The following is a 21,585-nucleotide window of genomic DNA, read 5'->3' on the forward strand; positions in this document are numbered from 1 at the left end:
GACGAATGAAAAACCAATGGATTCACACTTTTTCTGGCACAGTAAAAGTGAAATTGACTGGAAAGGGTATAGAAAGATTTTTAAATCAGTTGACACGCAGTGGTGTTTCAATATGGAACGTGAGAAAACATGGATCCGAAGCCGTCACCTTTTATGTTAATCCTCAGAATGTAAAAAAGCTGAGAATTCCAGCAAGGGAGAGCAACTGCAAAATCAGGTTTTTAGAGAGGGCAGGCGGCCCTTTCTTTTTAAGGAAATTATGGACAAACAGTGGATTTTTGGCGGGTGCATTTTTATTTTTCGCATTAATGATGCTTCTTTCAAACATGGTTTGGGGTATTGAAATAAAAGGGGCGAGCCCGGCGACCGAACACCAGATTCGCAAGGAACTGGACAGGATGGGGATTGGCGTCGGGAAATTGCAATTTTCTATAGATAGTGTGGAGAGTATCCAAAAGGAACTGACAGATAAAGTTGGAGCCCTGACCTGGATAGGTGTGGAGCTGAAAGGGACGACCTATCATTTTCAGGCTGTTGAAAAGAGTGAGCCGGAAAAAGCAGAAGTAATTGGGCCGAGGAACCTGGTAGCAAAAAGGAAAGCAGCCATCGTCAAGATCTTTGTGGAAAAAGGGGAACCGGTTGTTGAGGTGAATGACTATGTTATGCCAGGGCAGCTTCTAGTGTCCGGTCTGTACGGAAAAGAAGATGATCTGAAGGTTGTGGCGGCTGAAGGTGAAGTCCTTGGCGAGACTTGGTATTCAACAAATGTGGAGTTGCCTTTAAAGAGTACGTTCCAGGTCTTCAATGGCAATGAGAAAAAGAAATATTCTCTCATGTTGGCCGGTAAAGCTTTAACCGTCTGGGGATTCGGAAAGTCTGATTTCAGTGAATATGAAATCGAAGTGACCGAACAGCCTGTGAGATTTTTCAAATGGGAACTTCCTGTTAAAGTTGAAAAGAAGACCATCAGGGAGCGGGAACAGGTGACGCGGATCTATTCAAGGAAGGAAGCAATAGAAAGTGCAAAAGAATTAGCAAGAAAGGATATAAAAAACTACCTTCCTGAAAATGCTATCATTAAAGGGGAAAAAATTTTACATCAGTCAATTGAGAATGATAAAGTAAAGCTAACCACACATTTTACAATCATTGAAGATATAGCAGAAGGACAACCAATTATCAAGGAGACTGAGAATGACAGAAGACTTAAAAACGATGGAAATACAACTAGCGAACCCAACTGAAGCCATTTCATTATTCGGCAATGCAGATATGAACCTTAAGCTGATTGAACAGGAGCTGGGTGTCTCGATCGTGACCCGGGGAGAAGCAGTAGGAATCTCAGGACCTGAGGACAAGGTTGAGTTAGCCCAGGCTGTTTTGGACAATCTGCTTGCCGTTATCCGGAAAGGAATCAGCATAAGCCAGAGAGAAGCAGTTTACGCAATTCAAATGGCCCAAAAGGGTACCTTGGAATATTTCAAGGATTTATATGATGAAGAAATCAGTAAAAACGTTAAGGGTAAATCAATCAGGGTCAAGACTCTTGGTCAAAGACACTATGTTAATGCCATCAAAAACCGCGATCTTGTTTTTGGCATAGGACCTGCTGGTACTGGTAAAACGTATCTTGCGGTCGTTATGGCAGTCACGGCACTAAAGAATGGTGCTGTGTCCAAAATTATTTTAACCAGACCAGCAGTAGAGGCAGGAGAAAGCCTTGGCTTCCTTCCAGGGGACTTGAAGGAAAAGGTAGACCCTTATCTCCGTCCATTATATGATGCCCTGCACGATATCCTTGGTACTGAACATACTTTGCGCTTGATTGAGAGAGGGACAATTGAAATTGCGCCTCTTGCCTATATGAGGGGAAGGACACTCGATGATGCCTTTGTGATCCTGGATGAGGCGCAGAATACGACTCATGCACAGATGAAGATGTTTCTGACTCGCCTCGGATTTGGGTCTAAAATGATCATTACTGGGGATACATCACAGATTGATCTGCCAAAGGGAGCAAAATCAGGATTGGTTGAAGCAGAAAGAGTCATAAAGGATGTCTCCGGAGTCTCTTTCGTGCACCTTGAACAAGCTGATGTTGTTCGGCATCCGCTTGTCGGACGGATCATAGAAGCATATGGTAAAAATGAATAAACATCTTAGTCCGCTCTTGGTAAACGAGAGCGGACTTTTGCTTCCGAAGGGGTATGAAAGCAATAAAAGGAGGCTTAAAACCTTTGCTTCCTCCCTTGGCTTGCCCAGCAGGTGGGGCTAATATTAAATAGGGATGAAAGTTTAGAGAAAAACTGATATGATGGTACATAAAGTTAGGTATATTTCCCAGTTATTCTCAAACTGGCTCTATTTGTTTAATAAATATTTGTGTCAAAGCGCTTGCGCTTTTCATTCTAAATAAATATATTCTTTTGAAATTAGATTAGTGTCTAGCTCCAGCGCCTAGCCCCTCGACCGTTTCGGTCCGCCCCATGAAGTCAAAGAGCGACTTCAATGGTCGGCCCTCTGAGGCACACGACGTGCCAACCCGCCAGCCACACGATGTGGCGTTATAGGCGGGCAACGCTTGTCGGGGCTGCTCAAGGCGCTTGCGCTTTTCGTTCTAAATGAATATATTTTTTTGAACTTAGATTAGTGTCTAGCTCCAGCGCCTAGCCCCTCGAGACGCTTCGGTCCTGCCAATGAAGTCAAAGAACGACTTCACTGTCAGGCCCTCCAGCGCTTGTCGGGGCTGGTCAAGGCGCTTGCGCTTTTCAAATAGGAGGGTTGTAAATGGATAAGCTGCAGGTCCAATTAACTGCCATTTTGAACTTGTTGAATATAAAGATATTCCGGGTTTTATTATTTTTGCTGATAGGCGTTGTGATGTATTCAGCGATGTACAGCAATGTAAAACCTGAAAAGCTCAATTTGGAGTTACACTCTTTGGCGGAAAAAACCATCCGTTCCCCTGTTACAGTTGAGGATAAGGAGAGCACGGAAGCGAACCGCAGGGAAGCGCTCGAGCGTGTCAATGATGTATACAGGGTCAAGAGGGAATATGCACAGAACAGGGTTGATTTAGTCACTTCCATTTTTAGTTCGGTTTCAGAAGTGAATAATGAAGTGCAGAAAGAGATCGACCAGAAGAGAAAAACAGCAGAAGAGTCAGGTGTGGAGGATGCTCCTGATCCTGAAGGTCCTTCGAAGGAAGAAAAGCTGGCAATGTTAAAAACAAAGTTGACCGAGAGTGAAACGAAAAGCTTATCTGACGAAGTGTTCATTGCTTTACTTCAAGCGCCGAATGAAGAGCTGCTGGTTGCCAAGGACCTAACGGTTACGGCTATTAATAATACGATGAAGCATAGTGTTCCCGCGGATGAAGTGGAGAATGCAAAGTTAAATGTAGAGGAAGAATTGAAGTATACGAGTTTAAGCAGCAGTTTAAAGAAAGCTGTTATTGAACTCGGCCGCTATGCAGTCGTCCAAAATGAGTTTTACGATCCAGAAGCAACGGAAGATCAGCGCCAGCAGGCCATGGACAGTGTTGAACCCGTAAGGATCCTTGAAGGGCAAATTCTTGTGGATGAAGGACAGCTTATCAGCCGGGATGTATATAAAAAGCTTCAGCTTGTAGGCCTGTTAGAGAGTGAAAACTCCTATAAGCCTTTTGTCGGGCTTGCTATGCTTGTGGCATTGATCCTTTTTTCCTTGTATGTCATTTTCAACGAAATGGAAAACGGTGATAAAAAGCAGAAGAACCTTTTGATATTCAGCATCATATTTATTACCTCCATATTGTTGATGAAGCTCGTTAGTTTATTCGAAGAATTCGAATACTCGGAGATTGGCTATCTTTTCCCTGCTGCAATGGGAGCAATGCTAATCAAGATGCTGATTAATGAAAGACTGGCATTGTTTCAGATGGCAATCCTGGCCGTTACAGGATCGATCATCTTTAATGAAGGTATTACAGGAACCCTGAATGTTACGATAGGCTTATATATTTTAATCAGCGGTCTGGCGGCAATTTTGTTCCTTCAGAAACAGAATCGACGTTCGAAAATCCTCCAGGCGGGGATGTTTGTGTCGGTGGTTAACCTGGTTGTGATTCTTTCGATTTTGTTTTTAAGGAACAGCCAGTATTCAGGACTGGAATACGGTTTTTATTTTATTGCAGCGTTCGTGTCAGGGATTGTTTCAGCAGTCTTGACGATTGGTTTGCTGCCATTTTTTGAAGCGGGATTTGGCATCCTTTCAACTTTAAGGTTGATCGAACTGTCCAATCCAAATCACCCGCTTTTAAGGAAAATCCTTACAGAAGCTCCTGGAACATACCATCATAGTGTCATGGTAGCTAATCTATCAGAAGCGGCATGTGAGGCGATAGGTGCTAACGGGCTTCTTGCCAGGGTCGGGTGCTATTACCATGACATCGGAAAGACAAAACGTCCGCAGTTCTTTATTGAAAATCAGATTAACATGGATAATCCGCATGATAAATTGCCGGCATTGACAAGTAAAAATATCATCATCGCCCATGCGACTGACGGAGCGGAGATGCTGCGCAAGCATCGGATGCCAAAAGAAATCATTGATATTGCAGAACAGCACCATGGAACTACGTTGTTAAAATTCTTCTACCATAAAGAGAAGCAAAGCGGTCACGAGGTAAAAGAGGAGGATTTCCGCTATCCTGGACCGAAGCCGCAAACGAAAGAGTCTGCGGTCATTGGAATTGCGGATAGTGTTGAAGCTGCTGTGCGTTCGATGCAACATCCTACCCATGAACAAATTGAAAATTTGGTACACAATATAATCGGGGATCGGCTTCAGGATGGACAGCTAAGTGAGTGTGATATTACGCTGAAAGAGCTGGATACCGTCGCTGATACACTTTGTGAAACGTTAAAGGGAATCTTTCACTCAAGAATAGAATATCCAGAAATGAATAAGCAGAAGGTGAAGCAGGCATGAGTATAGAGATCGATTTTTTGGATGAAATAAAAGAACTTAATCAGGAAGAGATAAGTGAAATAGAAAAACTGTTGAACTATACGGCAGAGAAAGAAAATGTCCAGGAGGGGAGCGAACTATCCGTAACCTTCGTGTCGAATGAGAGGATCCAGGAGATAAACCGCGAATATCGAGACAAGGATCGTCCGACAGACGTCATTTCTTTCGCACTTGAAGAGATGGGCGAAGGGGAACTGGAAATAGTCGGGGAAGGGATACCGAGGATACTGGGCGATATCATCATTTCCATTCCAAAAGCAAGGGAGCAGGCTGAAGAATATAACCATTCTTTCATGCGGGAACTTGGTTTCCTTGCTGTACACGGTCTACTGCATTTATTAGGCTATGATCATATGAATGAGCAGGATGAAAAACAAATGTTTGACAGACAAAAAGAAATTCTGGATGGATATGGGCTTGGCCGCTGATAAACAGAGGAAGCATCCATTGGCTTCCTCCTTCAAATTTGGCTTCGAGGGAATTGCGGCAGCGGCAGCAAAGGAACGGAATGTACAAATCCATCTGGCTATATCCCTTATCGTCATTTTATCAGGATTTATTTTTTCGATTAATAAGTACGAGTGGATTGCAATCATCCTATCCATTGGAGGAATGATCTCGATGGAAATGATGAATACGGCAATTGAAAGAACAGTTGATATGTACACAAAAGAATATCACCCGCTTGCAAAACAGGCAAAAGATATTGCGGCCGGTGCCGTCCTGGTGTTTGCGATAGCCAGTGTCATGATAGGAATAATCATTTTTCTGCCGAGAATATTAGCTTTGTTTAATTAGTTGTCCGTTTCAGGGCAACTTTTTTGTTATGATTAGTCCATCGAAACAGATTAATCTTTTAAGAAAATCCGCAGTTTTGTTCCTTATGTTTGCACCAATTTGAAAACAAGGGAAAACTTAAGTAAAATATCATCACAGTGTATAAACAGTGCTTGTATGTTTTTAGAAAATTTAAAATTTTATATTTCATTTTTGCTACAAACGGTGAAATCACACTGAAAATAAGTTAAAATATAGTGGAGAAGGGAAATACAGTATGAACTTTAATAATCAAGGCAATAACAACGAATCTCACAAATCTGGATTCATCTCAATCATTGGAAGGCCTAATGTAGGAAAGTCAACCTTTCTTAACAGGGTAATCGGGCAAAAGATTGCGATTATGAGTGATAAGCCGCAAACGACCCGGAATAAGGTTCAGGGTGTCCTGACACTTGATGATTCGCAGCTAATTTTCATAGACACTCCAGGGATCCATAAACCAAAGCACCGTCTTGGCGATTTCATGATGAAGGTTGCGCAAAATACATTAAAAGAAGTCGATCTGGTACTGTTTATGGTCAATGCTCAGGAAGGATATGGACGCGGGGAAGAATTTATCATTGAGAAACTTCAAAATGTAAAAACACCGGTCTTCCTTGTCATTAATAAAATCGATTTGATCCACCCAGATCAGTTGATGAAATTAATTCAGTCCTACAATGAAAAGTTCAATTTCGCTGAAATTGTGCCGATATCTGCTCTTGAAGGAAACAATATCGAAAAGCTCCTGGAACAAATCAAGGAGAAAATGCCGGAAGGGCCACAGTTTTATCCCGCTGACCAGGTAACAGACCATCCAGAACGTTTTATTGTTTCCGAACTAATCAGAGAAAAAGCGCTTCATCTGACGAGGGAAGAAATTCCACATTCACTTGCTGTTGTAATTGAAAAAATGGAACGCCAGCCTGAAAAAGAAATGGTGCATGTCATGGCTACCATCATTGTCGAGAGGGATTCGCAAAAGGGCATCATCATTGGCAAGCAGGGCGGTATGTTGAAGGAAATTGGCAAAAGGGCACGTCATGATATCGAAAATTTGCTCGGTACAAAAGTGTTTCTGGAATTATGGGTAAAGGTTCAGAAGGATTGGAGAAACAAAGCCACACAGCTTCGTGATTTTGGTTTCAGGGAAGATGAGTATTAAGCCTGTTTGGCAAATGCTCCCTCATTAACATATTAATGGGTTGCAAATATTATTCATAAGCAGGATTAACAATTTTTATGTAACATGAAAATCTGATTGACAGGCTATGATATTCATAAGGATTTGGGATAAATAAATTGCTAGTGAAAAATTGAAAGGTGGGGTTTTCGATGTTGGATTTTACCTGGAAGGTGTTTTCTCAGACAGGTAACATTGACACATATCTTCTCTTTAAGGAATTAGAGAAAGACGATCAAGAAATACCCGGTTATCAGGAGGAAGAACTAGCAGGAATTGATTTTCCAATCTCATAGGTTTGTCTGTAGTAATGGATGGTGACAGAAGATGCTGCAGAAATGCGAAGGCATTGTCATTAGAACGACGAATTATGGCGAAAACAATAAAATTGTTACCTTATATACCAGGGAATTCGGAAAAGTTGGTGTGATGGCAAGAGGTGCTAAAAAGCCTAATAGCAGGCTTGCTGCTGTCACCCAGCTTTTTACTTATGGACAGTTCCTTTTCCAGTCAAGTTCTGGGCTCGGCGGTCTTCAGCAGGGGGATATGATTTCATCGATGAGGTCGATTCGTGAGGATATCTTCCTTACAGCACATGCCAGCTATATTGTTGATTTGACGGATAAGGTGACAGAGGACAAGAAGTCCAATCCATTTTTGTTCGAATTGCTTCTCCAGACGCTAAAACTTTTGAATGAAGGCTACGATATGGAGATCCTTACGTTCATTTATGAAATGAAAATGCTGAATGTCCAAGGGTTGTACCCGGTTTTGGACAAGTGTGCAAACTGCGGAAGTACAGAGGGGGATTTCAACTTTTCGATCAGAGAGGGCGGGCTGCTCTGCCATCGATGCTTCGGAATGGATCCATACAGGATCAAAACCTCGCCAGGCACGGTCAGGCTGCTTCGATTATTTTATTTACTAGACCTAAGCCGACTTGGCAATATTTCAGTGAAGCCAGAGACAAAGCTTGAACTGAAAAAGGTGATTTCCGCTTATTATGATGAGTACTCAGGACTGTATTTAAAAACAAGAAAATTTCTTGATCAAATGGATTCATTTAGGGATCAACTGTAACTATTGACATTGCTGCTTCTTTTCGCTATTATTCAAATCAAAAGCTTGTAGCTTTCAACCGATATGCGGAAAGCATTCGCATCGCTGAAAAGGTTGATCAAAAATTACATATGTTGCGGTGAAGGAAAAGAGTACTTAAAACCCTCTGTATAAGCGAGTCCGGAAATGGTGTGAGCCGGATTGCAGAAATTAAGGAAGGCGTTCCGGAGCGACATCACTTTTAAAGTGGCTGCCATTTGCAGCAAATAGGGTGGAACCGCGGGTAATCTCTCGTCCCTATGCATGAAAAGATGCATAGGAGGCGGGAGTTTTTTTGTTTTTAAATTCAGGTTATCAGCGTTCTAATTAATGTTACTGTTTGAAAAGAAACAACAAATGATCTTAGTAAAACTGATTCAAAATTTTCGGAGGTGTAATGATGAATATCCAAAATATGATTTTAACACTGCAACAACACTGGTCTGAACAAGGATGTGTCCTTATGCAGGCTTATGACACCGAAAAAGGTGCAGGAACAATGAGTCCATACACATTCCTGCGGGCGATTGGCCCGGAACCATGGAATGTCGCTTATGTAGAGCCATCACGCCGCCCAGCTGACGGCCGCTACGGAGAGAATCCAAACAGGCTTTATCAGCATCATCAATTCCAGGTAATCATGAAGCCTTCTCCTGACAATATCCAGGAACTCTATCTGGATTCTTTAAAAGCCTTAGGAATCGACCCACTTGAGCACGACATTCGCTTCGTGGAGGACAACTGGGAGAATCCATCCCTTGGCTGTGCAGGACTAGGGTGGGAAGTCTGGCTGGATGGCATGGAAATCACGCAATTTACCTATTTCCAACAGGTAGGCGGACTCGACTGCAAACCAGTTTCCGTTGAAATTACATACGGAATTGAACGACTGGCGTCCTATATTCAGGATAAAGAAAATGTCTTTGATCTTGAGTGGACAAATGGTTTTACCGTAAGGGACATTTTTGGGCAGCCAGAATACGAGCATTCAAAGTATACTTTCGAAACATCTGACAAAGACATGCTTTTCAACCTTTTCAATATTTATGAAAAAGAAGCAAATCGCCAGATGGATGAAGGGCTTGTACACCCTGCATATGACTACGTCCTGAAGTGTTCTCATACTTTTAACATTCTTGATGCACGAGGAGCTATTTCCGTTACTGAACGGACAGGTTATATTGCCCGTATCCGTAACCTCGCCAAGAAAGTTGCGAAAACGTTCTATGAAGAACGAGAAAAGTTAGGCTTTCCAATCATTAAACGGAAGGAGCAGGTGGAAAATGACTAAACGTAATTTATTGCTTGAAATCGGTTTGGAAGAAATGCCTGCAAGATTTATTACTGACTCCATGAACCAGCTGGCTTCCAAGGTGGAGAATTGGCTGAAATCGAATAATATTGGTTTTGAAGCAATCCAGCTTTATTCCACTCCGCGCAGGCTTGCGCTACTAGTCCTGAATGTTGATGAGCGCCAGGAAGACAGCGAGGAAGAAGCGAAAGGTCCTGCTAAGAAAATTGCACTCTCCGAGGACGGAGAGTGGTCAAAAGCAGCTATTGGCTTTACACGCGGCCAGGGACTGACGGTTGAGGATGTATATTTTAAAGAGATCAACGGTGTTGAATATGCTCACGTGAAGAAATTCATCAAAGGAAAGGATACCTTTGAGCTGCTTGTTGAACTGAAAGCAATCATTTCTGGGTTGACATTCCCGAAAAACATGCGCTGGGCTGACCTAGAGATTCGTTATGTCCGGCCAATCAAATGGCTTGTTGCCATGTTCGGAAATGATATCATTCCATTTGAGATTGCTGGTGTCCAAACTGGCAACATAACAAGAGGCCATCGATTCCTTGGAGAAAGTGAAATCCAGTTAACTCATCCTCAGGAATATGAAGAAGCGTTGTTAGGGCAATATGTTGTTGCTGACGCGCAAAAGCGTAAGGACGCCATTACTTCTCAGCTTGAAAAAATCGAGGAGGAGAACGGCTGGGTAGTCCCTGTCGATGAAGACTTGCTTGAAGAAGTCAATAACCTTGTTGAATATCCAACTGCGTTATATGGCCGTTTCGAGGAAGAGTTTCTGGAAATTCCCAGTGAAGTCCTGATTACTTCGATGAAGGAGCACCAAAGGTACTTTCCTGTGAAATCCAGCAGCGGGGAATTGCTGCCCCATTTCATTACCGTAAGGAACGGTGATCACCTCCATATTGAGAAGGTTGCACGCGGTAATGAGAAAGTACTAAGAGCTCGACTGGCGGATGCAGCGTTTTTCTATAAGGAAGACCAAAAAACGACAATCGACGCAGCATTGGAAAAATTGACAAATGTTGTGTACCACGAAGATATCGGTACAATTGCGGAAAAATCAGAACGAGTGCGCAAGCTTGTGGGCTTGGTTGCTGAAAGGTTAGAATTCGCCCCAGATGTTATAAAATTTGCGGATCGGGCGGCCCAAATCAGCAAATTCGATCTAGTTTCACAAATGGTATACGAGTTTCCGGAATTACAAGGAATAATGGGAGAAAAATACGCCTTGCAAAAGGGTGAAAGCCCAGAAGTGGCAGTGGCTATCAATGAGCATTATATGCCTCGTAATGCAGACGATTCAATTCCAGGTTCACCAGCGGGAGCGTTGGTTGCAATTGCCGATAAACTCGATACAATCGTTGCGTTCTTCTCGCTCGGCATTATTCCTAGCGGTTCTCAGGATCCATATGCATTGAGGAGACAGGCGACTGGAATCGTGCAAACCCTGATTGAAAAGAAATGGAACATCTCACTTGAGAATCTAGTCGGCCTTTCACTTAATCTTGTTTCAGAAGCAGGAATTACAAAGCGCACTGACGAAGAAGTTTACCATGACCTTATCCAATTCTTTAAATTGAGAGTCAAGCATTTGTTGCAGGAGCGAGGAATCCGCTACGATTTAATTGATGCCGTACTCGGAGGAGAAATTGGTATTGTATCGGGACTGGTTGAAAAAGCAGAAGCACTCCAGGCTGCCAGCAGTGAGGAAGGCTTTAAAGAAAGCATGGAAGCATTGAGCCGGGTTCTTAATATCGCTAGCAAGAAAGACGTGCAGGGCGATATTGACCCAGAACGATTCGAAAACGAGTATGAACAAAGTTTGTATGAAAAGTATCTTGATCTCGGAAGGAAGGCCGAGGACGGTATGGATGCTGCTTCATACTATCAGCTTTTAGTTGACATTAAACCTGAAATTAATGATTATTTCGAACATACAATGGTCATGTCTGACCAACAGGATGTACGAGAAAATCGCCTGAATCAGATGGCTGCACTGGCAGCTTTGATCATGAAGCTTGCAAAAGTAAATGATATCGTCGTAAAGTAAGCAACGTTATCAAGAAATGCCTTATCTGAGTGCCTTCCTCCACAGGAAGGCACTTCAGCAAGTAAGGAAAGGCAGTACAGATGCCTGCTCGCATAAATCTTCATGGACTTAAGTAAAGACTATTTATTCTTATTTATTACCTTGTGTAGTATATAATAAATTCTGTTGATTGTAGTGGAAGGCGCGAAGACTCCTGCGGGCTTAGCTGGTCAGATGAGACCCCGCAGGAGCGAAGCGACGAGGAGGCTCATCGCCAGCCCCGAGGAAGAATTGAACATGAAAAAGACGGTAGTTGGTCTTTTTCATATTCTTCCCGCGGAAAGCGAAGCGCCTGGAACGAAACTCAACAGTTTAGTTTAACAGAGCGAAACTTATAAATAGCCTATACTTAATATCCGATGCGAGAACAGTTTATTATAAAAATCTCCCGATGGGTGGTGAGGACAATCGAACTGAATAAACGCCAGGAGCATATTCTGCAAATCGTGAAAGATAACGGACCGATCACTGGTGAGCATATTGCTGAAAAATTAAATCTGACAAGGGCTACCCTTAGGCCTGACCTTGCCATCCTGACGATGTCGGGTTATTTGGATGCCAGACCTCGTGTAGGTTATTTCTACACAGGCAAATCTGGAAATCAGCTGCTTTCTGAGAATCTTAAAAAAATCCTTGTCAGGGATTATCAGTCCATTCCTGTAGTTGTTCCAGAAAATGTATCTGTATACGATGCGATCGTTACAATGTTCCTTGAAGATGTAGGCACTTTATTTGTGGTCGATAAAGCTTCAAGGCTAGTAGGTGTCCTTTCTCGCAAAGATTTATTGAGAGCAAGCATTGGAAACCAGGAACTGACTGCCTTGCCAGTTAATATCATCATGACAAGGATGCCAAATATAACCGTATGCCGTCGGGATGACCTGCTCATTGATGCTGCCAAGGAATTAATTGAAAAACAGATTGATGCCCTTCCAATCATCAGAGATGCAGATGATGGGTACGAGTTAGTGGGAAGATTGACAAAGACAAACATTACAAAGGCTTTTGTGGCCTTGGCAGAGGAATAAGAAGCAAATAGAGAAGGGGTTGGTTAAAAGATGATTAAAACACCTATTATTTATGTGGTTTCTGACTCTGTCGGCGAGACAGCAGAGCTCGTTACGAAGGCTGCTATCAGCCAATTCGAAAATTTGGATGTTTCACTTAAAAGGTTTCCTTACGTAGAAGATAAGGTACATATTGATGAAGTCATTTCACTTGCTAAGCATGATGGCGGAATGATTGCCTACACATTGGTCAAGCCAGATATAAGCAGCTATCTTCAAGAGTCTGCTTCCAATGAGGGGATCTATGCTTGTGACATCATCGGGCCGCTCATGCAGCTGGTTCAACAACTAAGTGGTGAAACACCTTTATACGAACCCGGACTTGTCCGTAAACTGGATGAAGATTACTTCAAAAAAGTTGAAGCAATCGAATTCGCAGTAAAATATGATGATGGCCGCGATCCAAGAGGCATACTGAAAGCGGATATCGTCCTGGTGGGGGTCTCAAGAACATCCAAGACACCTTTATCACAATACCTCGCCCACAAGCGATATAAAGTTGCGAATGTACCGCTAGTTCCTGAAGTAGATCCGCCAGAAGAATTATTCCTTGTTCCCAAGGAAAAATGCTTTGGACTCAGGATAACTCCGGACAAGTTGAATCAAATCCGCCGTGAGAGGTTGATCTCACTTGGATTGAACGATCAGGCGATCTATGCCAATATCGAGAGAATCAAGGAAGAGATAGAATATTTTGATGGGATTGTAGAAAAAATAGGATGTCCAGTCATCGATGTAACCAACAAAGCGGTGGAAGAAACAGCAAATGTCATTCTGAATATGGTCCGAAATAAGAAAATGGACGATTAGCACATATTTTGTATGTGCTTTTCTTTTTGACAGTTCTTTAACTAATTAATGCAATCGCAGAGAAAAAATAATGGAAAAATAGGCTTTCTTATACTATAATAAAAAATTGTGATAAAAATGTATCTGTTTAGGTTTAGACTGGACAGATTACGAATAAACTATTTACTATCAGTTGTCAAGATGTTGACCACGAAAAAATTCGACAAAATTCCCTTGAAAAAATACAATCCTTAAGAAGGAATATGCGGAGTGATGTAGAATTAATACTAGTAAAATCAACAGTCAGACCCTTTTTGTTGATGCAGACTCTTGCCCGGTCATTAAGGAAATTGTCGAAATTGCTTCGAAGTTTTCCATCGAAGCTGTTTTTGTGGCTTCTTATGCCCATATGAAGAACGATCTTCAAGGGCAGAACTGGGTATTTGTCGATTCTCATAAGGAGGCTGTAGACCTTTATTTAATGAATCACGTTAAGAAAGGTGATTTTGCGGTGACGCAGGACATCGGTCTTGCATCTACCCTCATTGCGAAAGGGGTTTATGCCATCTCTCCTAGGGGAAATTTATTTGAAGAAAAGGACATTCAGACTGCCCTTGACTTAAGGTATCTTTCTGCCAGGGCTAGAAGGCAGGGATCCTATGGAAAGGGACCAAAACCCTTTACAGAAAAAGACAGGGAAAAGTTTATAAAGGAATTGAACATGCTTTTGTCGAATTTTTAGAAATGTTCAAGTAATCACAACTAATTAGAGGTCATGCTTATGGCAGAGAGGATTGCCGAGGAAAAAGTAAATGAAATCCGGCAGGCGGTTGAAATAGTCGATGTCATTGGTGATTACGTCCAATTGAAAAAACAGGGCCGGAATTATTTTGGGCTTTGTCCATTTCATGGGGAAAACTCTCCATCATTTTCAGTTTCACCTGATAAGCAGATTTATCACTGCTTTGGTTGTGGTGCCGGCGGGAATGTTTTTTCATTCCTGATGGATATTGATGGCCTGTCGTTTCAAGAAGCAGCAGTGAAGCTCGCGGAAAGTGCGAACATCGAACTGAAGCTGGAAGGACCGGCTTCGGGCAAAAACCCACAACTGCCTGAAGGCTCGAAGCAAATGATCGAAGCGCATGAACTATTGCGTAAATTTTATCATCATTTGCTTGTAAACACAAAAGAAGGTCAAGAGGCACTGGAATATCTGCTGAACAGGGGATTTACACAGGAGTCCATTGACACATTCCAAATAGGCTATTCACTGCCTTCATGGGACTTTGCAGTGAAACTGCTTGAAAAGCGGGGATTTCCCCTGGATTTAATCTCGAAAGCGGGACTTGTCATTCAGCGGGAAAACGATGGGACATACTTTGACAGGTTCAGGAACAGGATTATGTTTCCGATCCTCGACCATCAGGGAAATACGATTGCGTTTTCTGGGCGGGCACTAGGGGGCGAAGAACCCAAATATCTAAACAGTCCCGAAACGCAAATCTTCAACAAAAGTAAAATTCTATATAATTTCCACCTTGCTCGCGGCGTGATACGTAAGCAGCAGCAAGCTGTACTTTTCGAAGGATTTGCCGATGTAATTTCGGCTAACCGGGCAGGGGTAGAAAACGGTGTCGCCACGATGGGGACATCGTTGACTGAAGAACATATCTCCTTGCTGAAAAGAAATGTGCAAGCTGTAACGATTTGCTACGACTCGGACAAAGCCGGTATTGAAGCGGCTTTCAGGGCATCTAACATGCTGTCAAAAGCGGGATTCGCAGTCAGGGTTGCCACAATGCCAGATGGCATGGATCCTGATGATTTCATAAAGGTGCATGGCGAGGAGAAATTCAGGAACGATATTATTGGCTCCAGCGCCACCTTGATGGCTTTTAAATTAATATATTATCGTCGAGGGAAAAACCTTCAGAATGAAGGAGATCGCCTTCAATATATCGAAGAAGTACTTAAAGAAATCAGTACGCTCGATAAAGCAGTAGAAAAAGACCTTTACTTGAGGCAGCTTGCGAATGAGTTTTCGCTTTCACTAGACGCATTAGCCCAACAGCTCAATCAGCTGGTTCAGGCTTCGGGCCAAAAGAGGGGGCAAAATCAACCGCGAGCGGAATCAAAACCTGTAAGCTACGCCAGAAAATCAGAACTGAAGCCGGCATACCACACTGCGGAAAGGCGAATGATCTTTCATATGATGAAAGACGCCGATGTCGCATATAAGGTACAGGAAATGCTTGCAGGAAGTACATTGAACATTGATGAACATCAGGCTATTATTACTTATTTATTTGCATACTATGAAAAAGGACATGATCCTGACCCAAGCGCGTTCTTAAATTATCTCCAGGATAATAAGCTAAAAAGGGTCGTTGCAGATATAGAAATGATGCCTCTTAACGAGGAAATCAGTGACCAGGAATTATCTGATTATATCAAGCAGGTCTTGAATTATCAAAAAATGTTAAAAATAAAGGAAAAAATGGCAGAACAAAAACAGGCAGAACGACAAAACGATTTCTTGCGCGCAGCGACTATCGCAACGGAAATTATCCAACTGCGCAAGACCTTATAAAGCTAATGCTGATTGTTTTTGATTTTTGGAAGGAGGGGGACATATGGCTGAAAAGTCAGCCCGTTCTAAAGAAGTCACTGAAAATGAAGTGACAGTGGAACAAGTGAAAGACCAGTTAACGGCAATTGGCAAGAAAACAGGTGTCCTTGCCTATGATGATATCGCGGAAAGGCTATCAAGCTTCGATCTTGATTCCGACCAGATGGATGAATTCTATGAGTTCCTCGGTGAACAAGGGATTGAACTCGTAGGTGAAAGTGATGAAGCTGAAGACCCAGATATCAAACAGCTTGCAAAAGACGATGAAGAATTTGACTTGAATGACTTAAGTGTCCCGCCGGGAGTCAAAATCAACGACCCTGTAAGGATGTACTTAAAAGAGATTGGCCGAGTTGACTTGCTCTCAGCTGAAGAAGAGATCAACCTGGCAGAAAGAATCGAGCAAGGCGATGAAGAAGCGAAAAGACGTCTTGCCGAAGCAAACCTACGACTCGTAGTAAGTATTGCGAAACGCTATGTTGGCCGTGGTATGTTATTCCTTGACCTCATTCAGGAAGGGAATATGGGTTTGATCAAGGCGGTTGAAAAGTTCGATTACCGCAAAGGTTTTAAATTCAGTACCTATGCTACCTGGTGGATCCGTCAGGCGATCACTCGTGCTATCGCTGACCAGGCAAGGACGATCAGAATCCCTGTCCATATGGTGGAAACCATCAATAAATTGATCCGTGTACAGAGACAGCTCCTTCAAGACTTAGGACGCGAACCTACACCTGAAGAAATCGGTGAAGATATGGATCTGTCCCCTGAAAAAGTGCGTGAGATCCTGAAGATTGCCCAAGAGCCAGTATCCCTTGAAACACCAATCGGTGAAGAAGATGATTCCCACCTTGGTGATTTCATTGAGGACCAGGATGCTACCTCTCCTTCTGAACATGCTGCATATGAGCTTTTGAAGGAACAGCTGGAGGACGTCCTTGATACACTTACTGACCGTGAAGAGAACGTCCTTCGACTCCGTTTCGGTCTTGATGATGGCCGCACTCGCACATTGGAAGAAGTGGGCAAGGTATTTGGCGTTACGCGCGAACGTATACGACAAATAGAAGCTAAGGCACTTCGCAAGCTGAGACACCCAAGTCGCAGCAAACGATTGAAAGACTTTTTAGAATAGGATTGCCAAGGAATAGTTTACTTTTTAAAATAAAAGTAAATTATTCCTTTTTTTACTTACTTTCCGGCTGACTTCGAGCTCGGATAACCATTAAGACAGGATGTGCCTACATATGGATGACCATCGCAGGAAAATCATCACCAATGAGATTAAGTACTGGAAACAAAACAGGATGCTTCCTGAGCACTATTGCGATTTCCTCTTGAACCTGTATACAGAGGGTAGCTTGGAAGCTGACTCGGCCCGAAGAAAAATGCCGAACAGGACTAAGGGATTTTTAGGTTTAATACTAATTGGATTGTTATCGCTTTCAGTATTTTTATTTTATTTTACTGAATTGTCGCTCTTTTTGCAAACTGCCCTTATCATTTTTTTTGGCATGACTACTCTTTCAGCAGCCTTTTATATGTTTAGAAAATCTTTTTTTGATTTGATCCCATTACTTACTGCTGCACTTCTTTTACTAATCACATCTGTTCAGGCAGCTGAAATAATATTCCCAGACCATCCAGTCATTCTTTACATCGTAGCCGGCCTGAACTGCTTGTTATGGATAACAGTTGGGATGAAGTGGAAGTTGGTGAGCTTTAAACTATCAGGAGTCATAGGGGTAATCGTTTTGTTAATTACTATATTTATATAATTTTTAACAATTTAAAAGTTTTTAAATGTTGAGAAAATTGTTTCTTCCCCTTTATAATGAAGAATGTAAACGCATTCAATGTTTTAAGGGGGATGGAAATGAATTTTGATTTAACATCAGAACAGGCAATGATTAAAAGGACAATTAGAGAGTTTGCGGAGGAAGAAGTTGCTCCAGGAGCGATTGAAAGAGATAAAACAAAACAATTCCCGACTGAAATCTTCAAAAAACTAGGAGAATTAGGAATGCTGGGCTTGCCGTTCCCCGAGGAATATGGCGGAGCAGGAGCTGATACAGTTAGTTTTGCGATTGTCACCGAGGAATTGAGCAGGGCTTGCGCCTCAACTGGGATCACATATTCTGCCCACATATCTCTTGGTGGCGCTCCTATCAATCTATTTGGTACAGAGGAACAGAAACAAAAATACCTTGCTCCAATCTGTACAGGCGAATCGCTGGGAGCTTTCGGACTGACCGAACCTAATGCAGGCTCGGATGCTGGAGGTACTCAGACGACGGCCAAAGAGGTTGATGGGGAATATATTATCAACGGCAGCAAGAACTTTATCACGAATGCAAGCTATGCCAAACATCTTGCAATGACGGCAATCACAGGTAATGTGGATGGAAAAAAGGAAATCAGCGCCATTATCGTTCCAACTGATGCCCCAGGGTTCTCTGTCATTGATAATTATGAAAAGATGGGATTAAATGCATCGAATACTACTCAGCTAGTGATGGAGGATGTCCATGTTCCGGTTGAAAACCTGCTTGGCAAGAAAGGGGAAGGGTTCAAGCAATTCCTTGTGACGCTGGATGGCGGCAGGATCGGTATAGGCGCTATGGCTGTCGGAGTGGCTCAGGCTGCATATGAAAAAGCCTTGCAGTATGCTAAAGAAAGACAGCAGTTCGGCAGACCGATATCACAGTTTCAGGCTATTCAGTTCAAGCTTGCTGACATGGCAATGAAGATTGAACTTGCACGCAATATGGTCTATAAGGCTGCCTGGCTGAAGGATCAAGGGCGCCCCTTCTCCAAAGAAGCTTCGATGTGCAAGCTTTATGCTTCAGAGATCGCGATGGAAGTGGCTGATCAGGCTGTTCAGATCCATGGCGGCTATGGCTATATGCGAGAGTACGAAGTAGAAAGATACATGAGGGATGCGAAGCTGCTGGAGATTGGTGAAGGCACTTCAGAAGTACAAAGAATGGTGATTGCCAGATTAATTGGCTGCTAAAAGGGTATCCTAAATATGCCTTGTACAAAAAAACTTCATCTAACGATGGAGTTTTTTGTCTAAATTGTGAACAAGTGTGACAAAGTTTGCTTTTTTACTTTCCCTGTAAACGTTTTTCAAGTAAAATAATATCTGTGTGAAATCATTATTTAAGATTTGATGTTGTACATAAAGGAGGGTATATGATGAATCGTAATCCAATTATCCCGTTCGTGTTGATCATGGTGATGGGGATCGGCTTGATGTTCCTGCTTTCTTTCAAGGGTGTAGGAGATTCCAAGGATCTTGCAAAGGAAAAAGAAGGCGGCGAAAAAACCGAAGAAACAGCTGAAGTAAACCCGGAGGATTTCTACCAGCAATCATGCGCAGCTTGCCACGGCAACCAGTATGAAGGTGTATCTGGTCCAGCGTTAAAAGGTGTTGGCAGCAAGTATTCCAAAGAAGAAATTCAGGACATTTTAGTTAATGGTAAAGGCAACATGCCACCAGGAATGGCTGCTGGCAAGGAAGCAGAAATGGCAGAATGGATTGTCAATGAATTGAAGTAATCTTTAAAGGCTCTTTGCTTTTGCAAAGGGCCTTTACTTTTGCAAAGGGCCTTTACTTTTTACCCTGCATAATTGGACAAGAGGCTCGCCGTTTTCATATACTTATAAAAGCAAAATAAGATTTAGTAGGTGACTTGTATGAATGCAGAAAAACTATCAGACCGGCTTGAAGCCGTTGCAAATAATATTCCTGAAGGCGCAAGACTAGCCGATATTGGTTCTGACCATGCCTACCTTCCTTGTAATGTGGTAAAGAAGGGAACTGTTCCAATGGCAATTGCAGGCGAGGTCGCCGAAGGACCATTCCAATCTGCCCTTGACCAGGTTCGGGAGGAAAGCCTCACAGATAAAATATCAGTCAGAAAAGGTGATGGACTTGAAGTGATTCAACCTGGAGAGGTTGATTGCATTACCATCGCTGGTATGGGCGGTACATTGATTTCAACGATTCTGGAACAAGGGAAATCGAAACTTGAAGGAGTCAGCAGGCTTGTCCTTCAGCCGAATGTGGGCAGCTTTGCGGTACGAAAGTGGTTGATTGATAACGGCTGGGAATTGGTCAAAGAAGAAATTTTGGAAGAAGATCGTAAAATATACGAAATCCTTGTCGCTGAGAAGGGCGAACCAATGAAGCCGTATCAGCATATCAACTTTGAAATTGGGATACTATTTGGTCCATTTTTGCTGAAGGAAAAGTCAGAAGTGTTTACAGAAAAGTGGAATGCTGAAAAACGAAATTGGGAGCGAATCTTAAAGCAGCTCGATGAGGCTGTGCAGAATGATGATACAGAAAGCAAGAGACAGGAACTGAAAACGAAACTAATGATGGCAGAGGAGGCGTTACGGTGAAAAAAGTGAATGGACATGAAGTTGTTCAGCTTTTTGAACAATTTTCGCCTAAGGCGTTTGCGATGGAAGGCGATAAGGTTGGCTTGCAAATAGGTGCATTGAACCAATCAGTCGAAAACGTTCTGATTGCTCTTGATGTAACCGAAGAAGTGGTGGAGGAGGCAATCGCCAAGAATGTTCAATTAATCATTGCTCACCATCCGCCAATCTTCCGGCCATTGAAAAAGATCGCGACCGACACTCCTGCAGGACGTATGATTGCCAGGCTGATCAAACATGACATTGCTGTTTATGCAGCGCACACGAACCTGGATGTGGCAAAAGGAGGCGTAAATGATCTGCTGGCTGCTGCACTCGGTTTAAAGAACCCTCAAGTGCTGGTGCCAACTTATGAGGATCATTTGAAGAAACTCGTCGTTTTCGTACCGGAGGAGGCTGCTGAGACTCTCCGTGAGGCATTAGGCCGTGCAGGAGCAGGTGCAATCGGAAACTATAGCCATTGTTCGTTCTCCGGGGCGGGTGAAGGACGTTTCCTGCCGGGGGAAAATACGAATCCACATATTGGCGAACAAGGAAAGCTTGAAGTGGTAAATGAAGTGCGTGTAGAAACTGTTTTTCCTCAAAGCATTGAAAAAAAGGTCATCCAGGCTATGATCAAAGCCCATCCTTATGAGGAGATCGCCTATGATATATATCGACTTGAAAATACCGGAGAACAACTTGGACTTGGAAGAATCGGGCAAGTCGAAGAAACGACCCTGTCTGCATTTGCCAAAGTAATAAAGGAAGCTTTGGGAGTGGATAAAATCCGTGTTGTCGGAGACTTGAATGCTAAGGTGAGAAAGGTAGCTGTCCTTGGCGGTGACGGAAATAAGTATTACTCGCAGGCGAAATTCCGTGGAGCAGATGTTTACGTTACCGGTGATATTTACTATCACACAGCACACGACGCGCTGATGGCCGGATTGAATATGATTGACCCGGGACATAATGTCGAGAAGGTCATGAAAAAGGGAGTCGCCACGGTGATGGAAGGACTATGCAAGGAAAAAGGGTATGATGTAAAGTTCATTCCTTCTGAAATAGGGACAGATCCATTTACTTTTATCTAAGCCTTTGTGCTTGATCAGAAGAAAATAAGAAAGCAGCCTGAATTAATGAACTATACCCCGGATAGCG

The 21,585-nt window shown here is 42.8% G+C and carries 20 protein-coding genes and 1 other annotated feature; all 20 genes read left to right on the plus strand.

Annotated features, from left to right (window positions below; all coding sequences use genetic code 11):
* Positions 1-5 precede the first annotated feature (5 nt).
* The 20 genes from yqfD to J7E32_RS18645 all read left to right on the plus strand — a co-directional run bounded on the left by yqfD (position 6) and on the right by J7E32_RS18645 (position 21,518).
* Positions 6-1,244 (plus strand): sporulation protein YqfD, encoded by a 1,239-nt coding sequence (gene yqfD, locus J7E32_RS18550; protein ID WP_214910542.1) that lies wholly within the window; start codon positions 6-8, stop codon positions 1,242-1,244.
* Positions 1,195-2,154: a PhoH family protein gene (locus tag J7E32_RS18555; protein WP_214910544.1), complete on the plus strand. Its 960-nt coding sequence runs from the start codon at positions 1,195-1,197 to the stop codon at positions 2,152-2,154. Before yqfD ends, J7E32_RS18555 begins: the two co-directional genes overlap by 50 nt.
* A 633-nt stretch (positions 2,155-2,787) precedes the next feature.
* Positions 2,788-4,971, plus strand: a complete 2,184-nt coding sequence (locus J7E32_RS18560; protein WP_214910546.1) for an HD family phosphohydrolase — start codon at positions 2,788-2,790, stop codon at positions 4,969-4,971.
* The gene (ybeY, locus tag J7E32_RS18565) at positions 4,968-5,438 is read left to right on the plus strand and encodes an rRNA maturation RNase YbeY (protein ID WP_214910547.1); all 471 of its coding nucleotides are present in this window, start codon (positions 4,968-4,970) and stop codon (positions 5,436-5,438) included. The genes J7E32_RS18560 and ybeY overlap by 4 nt, the downstream gene beginning before the upstream one ends.
* On the plus strand, positions 5,416-5,808 hold the full coding sequence (locus J7E32_RS18570) for a diacylglycerol kinase family protein (protein ID WP_214910549.1): 393 nt from the start codon (positions 5,416-5,418) through the stop codon (positions 5,806-5,808). Before ybeY ends, J7E32_RS18570 begins: the two co-directional genes overlap by 23 nt.
* A 256-nt stretch (positions 5,809-6,064) precedes the next feature.
* Entirely contained in the window at positions 6,065-6,994 is a 930-nt protein-coding gene (gene era / locus J7E32_RS18575) for a GTPase Era (RefSeq protein ID WP_214910551.1), read from the plus strand.
* Positions 6,995-7,164: 170 nt separating this feature from the next.
* A complete protein-coding gene (locus tag J7E32_RS18580; protein ID WP_084135511.1) occupies positions 7,165-7,308 on the plus strand; it encodes a YqzL family protein in 144 nt (47 codons plus the stop codon).
* A gap of 31 nt (positions 7,309-7,339) precedes the next feature.
* Positions 7,340-8,092 carry a DNA repair protein RecO gene (gene recO / locus J7E32_RS18585; protein ID WP_214910553.1) on the plus strand — a complete coding sequence of 251 codons (753 nt, stop codon included), beginning with the start codon at positions 7,340-7,342 and terminating at the stop codon, positions 8,090-8,092.
* A 109-nt stretch (positions 8,093-8,201) separates the two neighbouring features.
* Positions 8,202-8,373 (plus strand) — a binding site (T-box leader).
* Between the two features lie 137 nt (positions 8,374-8,510).
* Positions 8,511-9,401, plus strand: coding sequence for a glycine--tRNA ligase subunit alpha (glyQ, locus tag J7E32_RS18590; RefSeq protein WP_213369560.1), 891 nt, complete (start codon positions 8,511-8,513; stop codon positions 9,399-9,401).
* A complete protein-coding gene (glyS, locus tag J7E32_RS18595) occupies positions 9,394-11,469 on the plus strand; it encodes a glycine--tRNA ligase subunit beta (RefSeq protein WP_214910555.1) in 2,076 nt (691 codons plus the stop codon). The genes glyQ and glyS overlap by 8 nt, the downstream gene beginning before the upstream one ends.
* A 437-nt stretch (positions 11,470-11,906) precedes the next feature.
* The gene (gene ccpN / locus J7E32_RS18600; RefSeq protein WP_214910574.1) at positions 11,907-12,536 is read left to right on the plus strand and encodes a transcriptional regulator CcpN; all 630 of its coding nucleotides are present in this window, start codon (positions 11,907-11,909) and stop codon (positions 12,534-12,536) included.
* 30 nt (positions 12,537-12,566) lie between these two features.
* Positions 12,567-13,385 carry a pyruvate, water dikinase regulatory protein gene (locus J7E32_RS18605; RefSeq protein WP_214910557.1) on the plus strand — a complete coding sequence of 273 codons (819 nt, stop codon included), beginning with the start codon at positions 12,567-12,569 and terminating at the stop codon, positions 13,383-13,385.
* Positions 13,386-13,704: 319 nt separating this feature from the next.
* The gene (locus J7E32_RS18610) at positions 13,705-14,106 is read left to right on the plus strand and encodes a DUF188 domain-containing protein (protein WP_353654070.1); all 402 of its coding nucleotides are present in this window, start codon (positions 13,705-13,707) and stop codon (positions 14,104-14,106) included.
* Between the two features lie 39 nt (positions 14,107-14,145).
* Entirely contained in the window at positions 14,146-15,954 is a 1,809-nt protein-coding gene (dnaG, locus tag J7E32_RS18615; protein ID WP_214910559.1) for a DNA primase, read from the plus strand.
* A gap of 43 nt (positions 15,955-15,997) precedes the next feature.
* The gene (gene rpoD / locus J7E32_RS18620) at positions 15,998-17,128 is read left to right on the plus strand and encodes an RNA polymerase sigma factor RpoD (RefSeq protein WP_214910560.1); all 1,131 of its coding nucleotides are present in this window, start codon (positions 15,998-16,000) and stop codon (positions 17,126-17,128) included.
* A gap of 112 nt (positions 17,129-17,240) precedes the next feature.
* On the plus strand, positions 17,241-17,771 hold the full coding sequence (locus J7E32_RS18625) for a hypothetical protein (protein WP_214910562.1): 531 nt from the start codon (positions 17,241-17,243) through the stop codon (positions 17,769-17,771).
* A 98-nt stretch (positions 17,772-17,869) separates the two neighbouring features.
* Positions 17,870-19,009 (plus strand): acyl-CoA dehydrogenase family protein, encoded by a 1,140-nt coding sequence (locus J7E32_RS18630; RefSeq protein ID WP_214910564.1) that lies wholly within the window; start codon positions 17,870-17,872, stop codon positions 19,007-19,009.
* A 185-nt stretch (positions 19,010-19,194) separates the two neighbouring features.
* Positions 19,195-19,557, plus strand: coding sequence for a cytochrome c550 (gene cccA / locus J7E32_RS18635; protein ID WP_214910578.1), 363 nt, complete (start codon positions 19,195-19,197; stop codon positions 19,555-19,557).
* A gap of 138 nt (positions 19,558-19,695) precedes the next feature.
* The gene (locus J7E32_RS18640; protein WP_214910566.1) at positions 19,696-20,406 is read left to right on the plus strand and encodes a tRNA (adenine(22)-N(1))-methyltransferase; all 711 of its coding nucleotides are present in this window, start codon (positions 19,696-19,698) and stop codon (positions 20,404-20,406) included.
* Entirely contained in the window at positions 20,403-21,518 is a 1,116-nt protein-coding gene (locus J7E32_RS18645; RefSeq protein WP_214910568.1) for a Nif3-like dinuclear metal center hexameric protein, read from the plus strand. Before J7E32_RS18640 ends, J7E32_RS18645 begins: the two co-directional genes overlap by 4 nt.
* Positions 21,519-21,585: the final 67 nt, after the last annotated feature.

This window comes from Bacillus sp. ISL-55 (genome assembly GCF_018613155.1).
In the GTDB taxonomy this organism is placed as follows: domain Bacteria; phylum Bacillota; class Bacilli; order Bacillales; family Cytobacillaceae; genus Mesobacillus.

Excerpts from the sequence above, each read along its gene's own strand:
- era (WP_214910551.1), top strand. The coding sequence starts at position 6,065 with ATGAACTTTAATAATCAAGGCAATAACAACGAATCTCACAAATCTGGA.
- J7E32_RS18625 (WP_214910562.1), top strand. The coding sequence starts at position 17,241 with ATGGATGACCATCGCAGGAAAATCATCACCAATGAGATTAAGTACTGG.
- glyQ (WP_213369560.1), top strand. The coding sequence starts at position 8,511 with ATGAATATCCAAAATATGATTTTAACACTGCAACAACACTGGTCTGAA.
- J7E32_RS18570 (WP_214910549.1), top strand. The coding sequence starts at position 5,416 with ATGGATATGGGCTTGGCCGCTGATAAACAGAGGAAGCATCCATTGGCT.
- ybeY (WP_214910547.1), top strand. The coding sequence starts at position 4,968 with ATGAGTATAGAGATCGATTTTTTGGATGAAATAAAAGAACTTAATCAG.
- rpoD (WP_214910560.1), top strand. The coding sequence starts at position 15,998 with ATGGCTGAAAAGTCAGCCCGTTCTAAAGAAGTCACTGAAAATGAAGTG.
- glyS (WP_214910555.1), top strand. The coding sequence starts at position 9,394 with ATGACTAAACGTAATTTATTGCTTGAAATCGGTTTGGAAGAAATGCCT.
- dnaG (WP_214910559.1), top strand. The coding sequence starts at position 14,146 with ATGGCAGAGAGGATTGCCGAGGAAAAAGTAAATGAAATCCGGCAGGCG.
- J7E32_RS18630 (WP_214910564.1), top strand. The coding sequence starts at position 17,870 with ATGAATTTTGATTTAACATCAGAACAGGCAATGATTAAAAGGACAATT.
- J7E32_RS18580 (WP_084135511.1), top strand. The coding sequence starts at position 7,165 with ATGTTGGATTTTACCTGGAAGGTGTTTTCTCAGACAGGTAACATTGAC.
- J7E32_RS18640 (WP_214910566.1), top strand. The coding sequence starts at position 19,696 with ATGAATGCAGAAAAACTATCAGACCGGCTTGAAGCCGTTGCAAATAAT.
- J7E32_RS18560 (WP_214910546.1), top strand. The coding sequence starts at position 2,788 with ATGGATAAGCTGCAGGTCCAATTAACTGCCATTTTGAACTTGTTGAAT.
- J7E32_RS18605 (WP_214910557.1), top strand. The coding sequence starts at position 12,567 with ATGATTAAAACACCTATTATTTATGTGGTTTCTGACTCTGTCGGCGAG.
- cccA (WP_214910578.1), top strand. The coding sequence starts at position 19,195 with ATGAATCGTAATCCAATTATCCCGTTCGTGTTGATCATGGTGATGGGG.
- yqfD (WP_214910542.1), top strand. The coding sequence starts at position 6 with ATGAAAAACCAATGGATTCACACTTTTTCTGGCACAGTAAAAGTGAAA.
- recO (WP_214910553.1), top strand. The coding sequence starts at position 7,340 with ATGCTGCAGAAATGCGAAGGCATTGTCATTAGAACGACGAATTATGGC.
- J7E32_RS18555 (WP_214910544.1), top strand. The coding sequence starts at position 1,195 with ATGACAGAAGACTTAAAAACGATGGAAATACAACTAGCGAACCCAACT.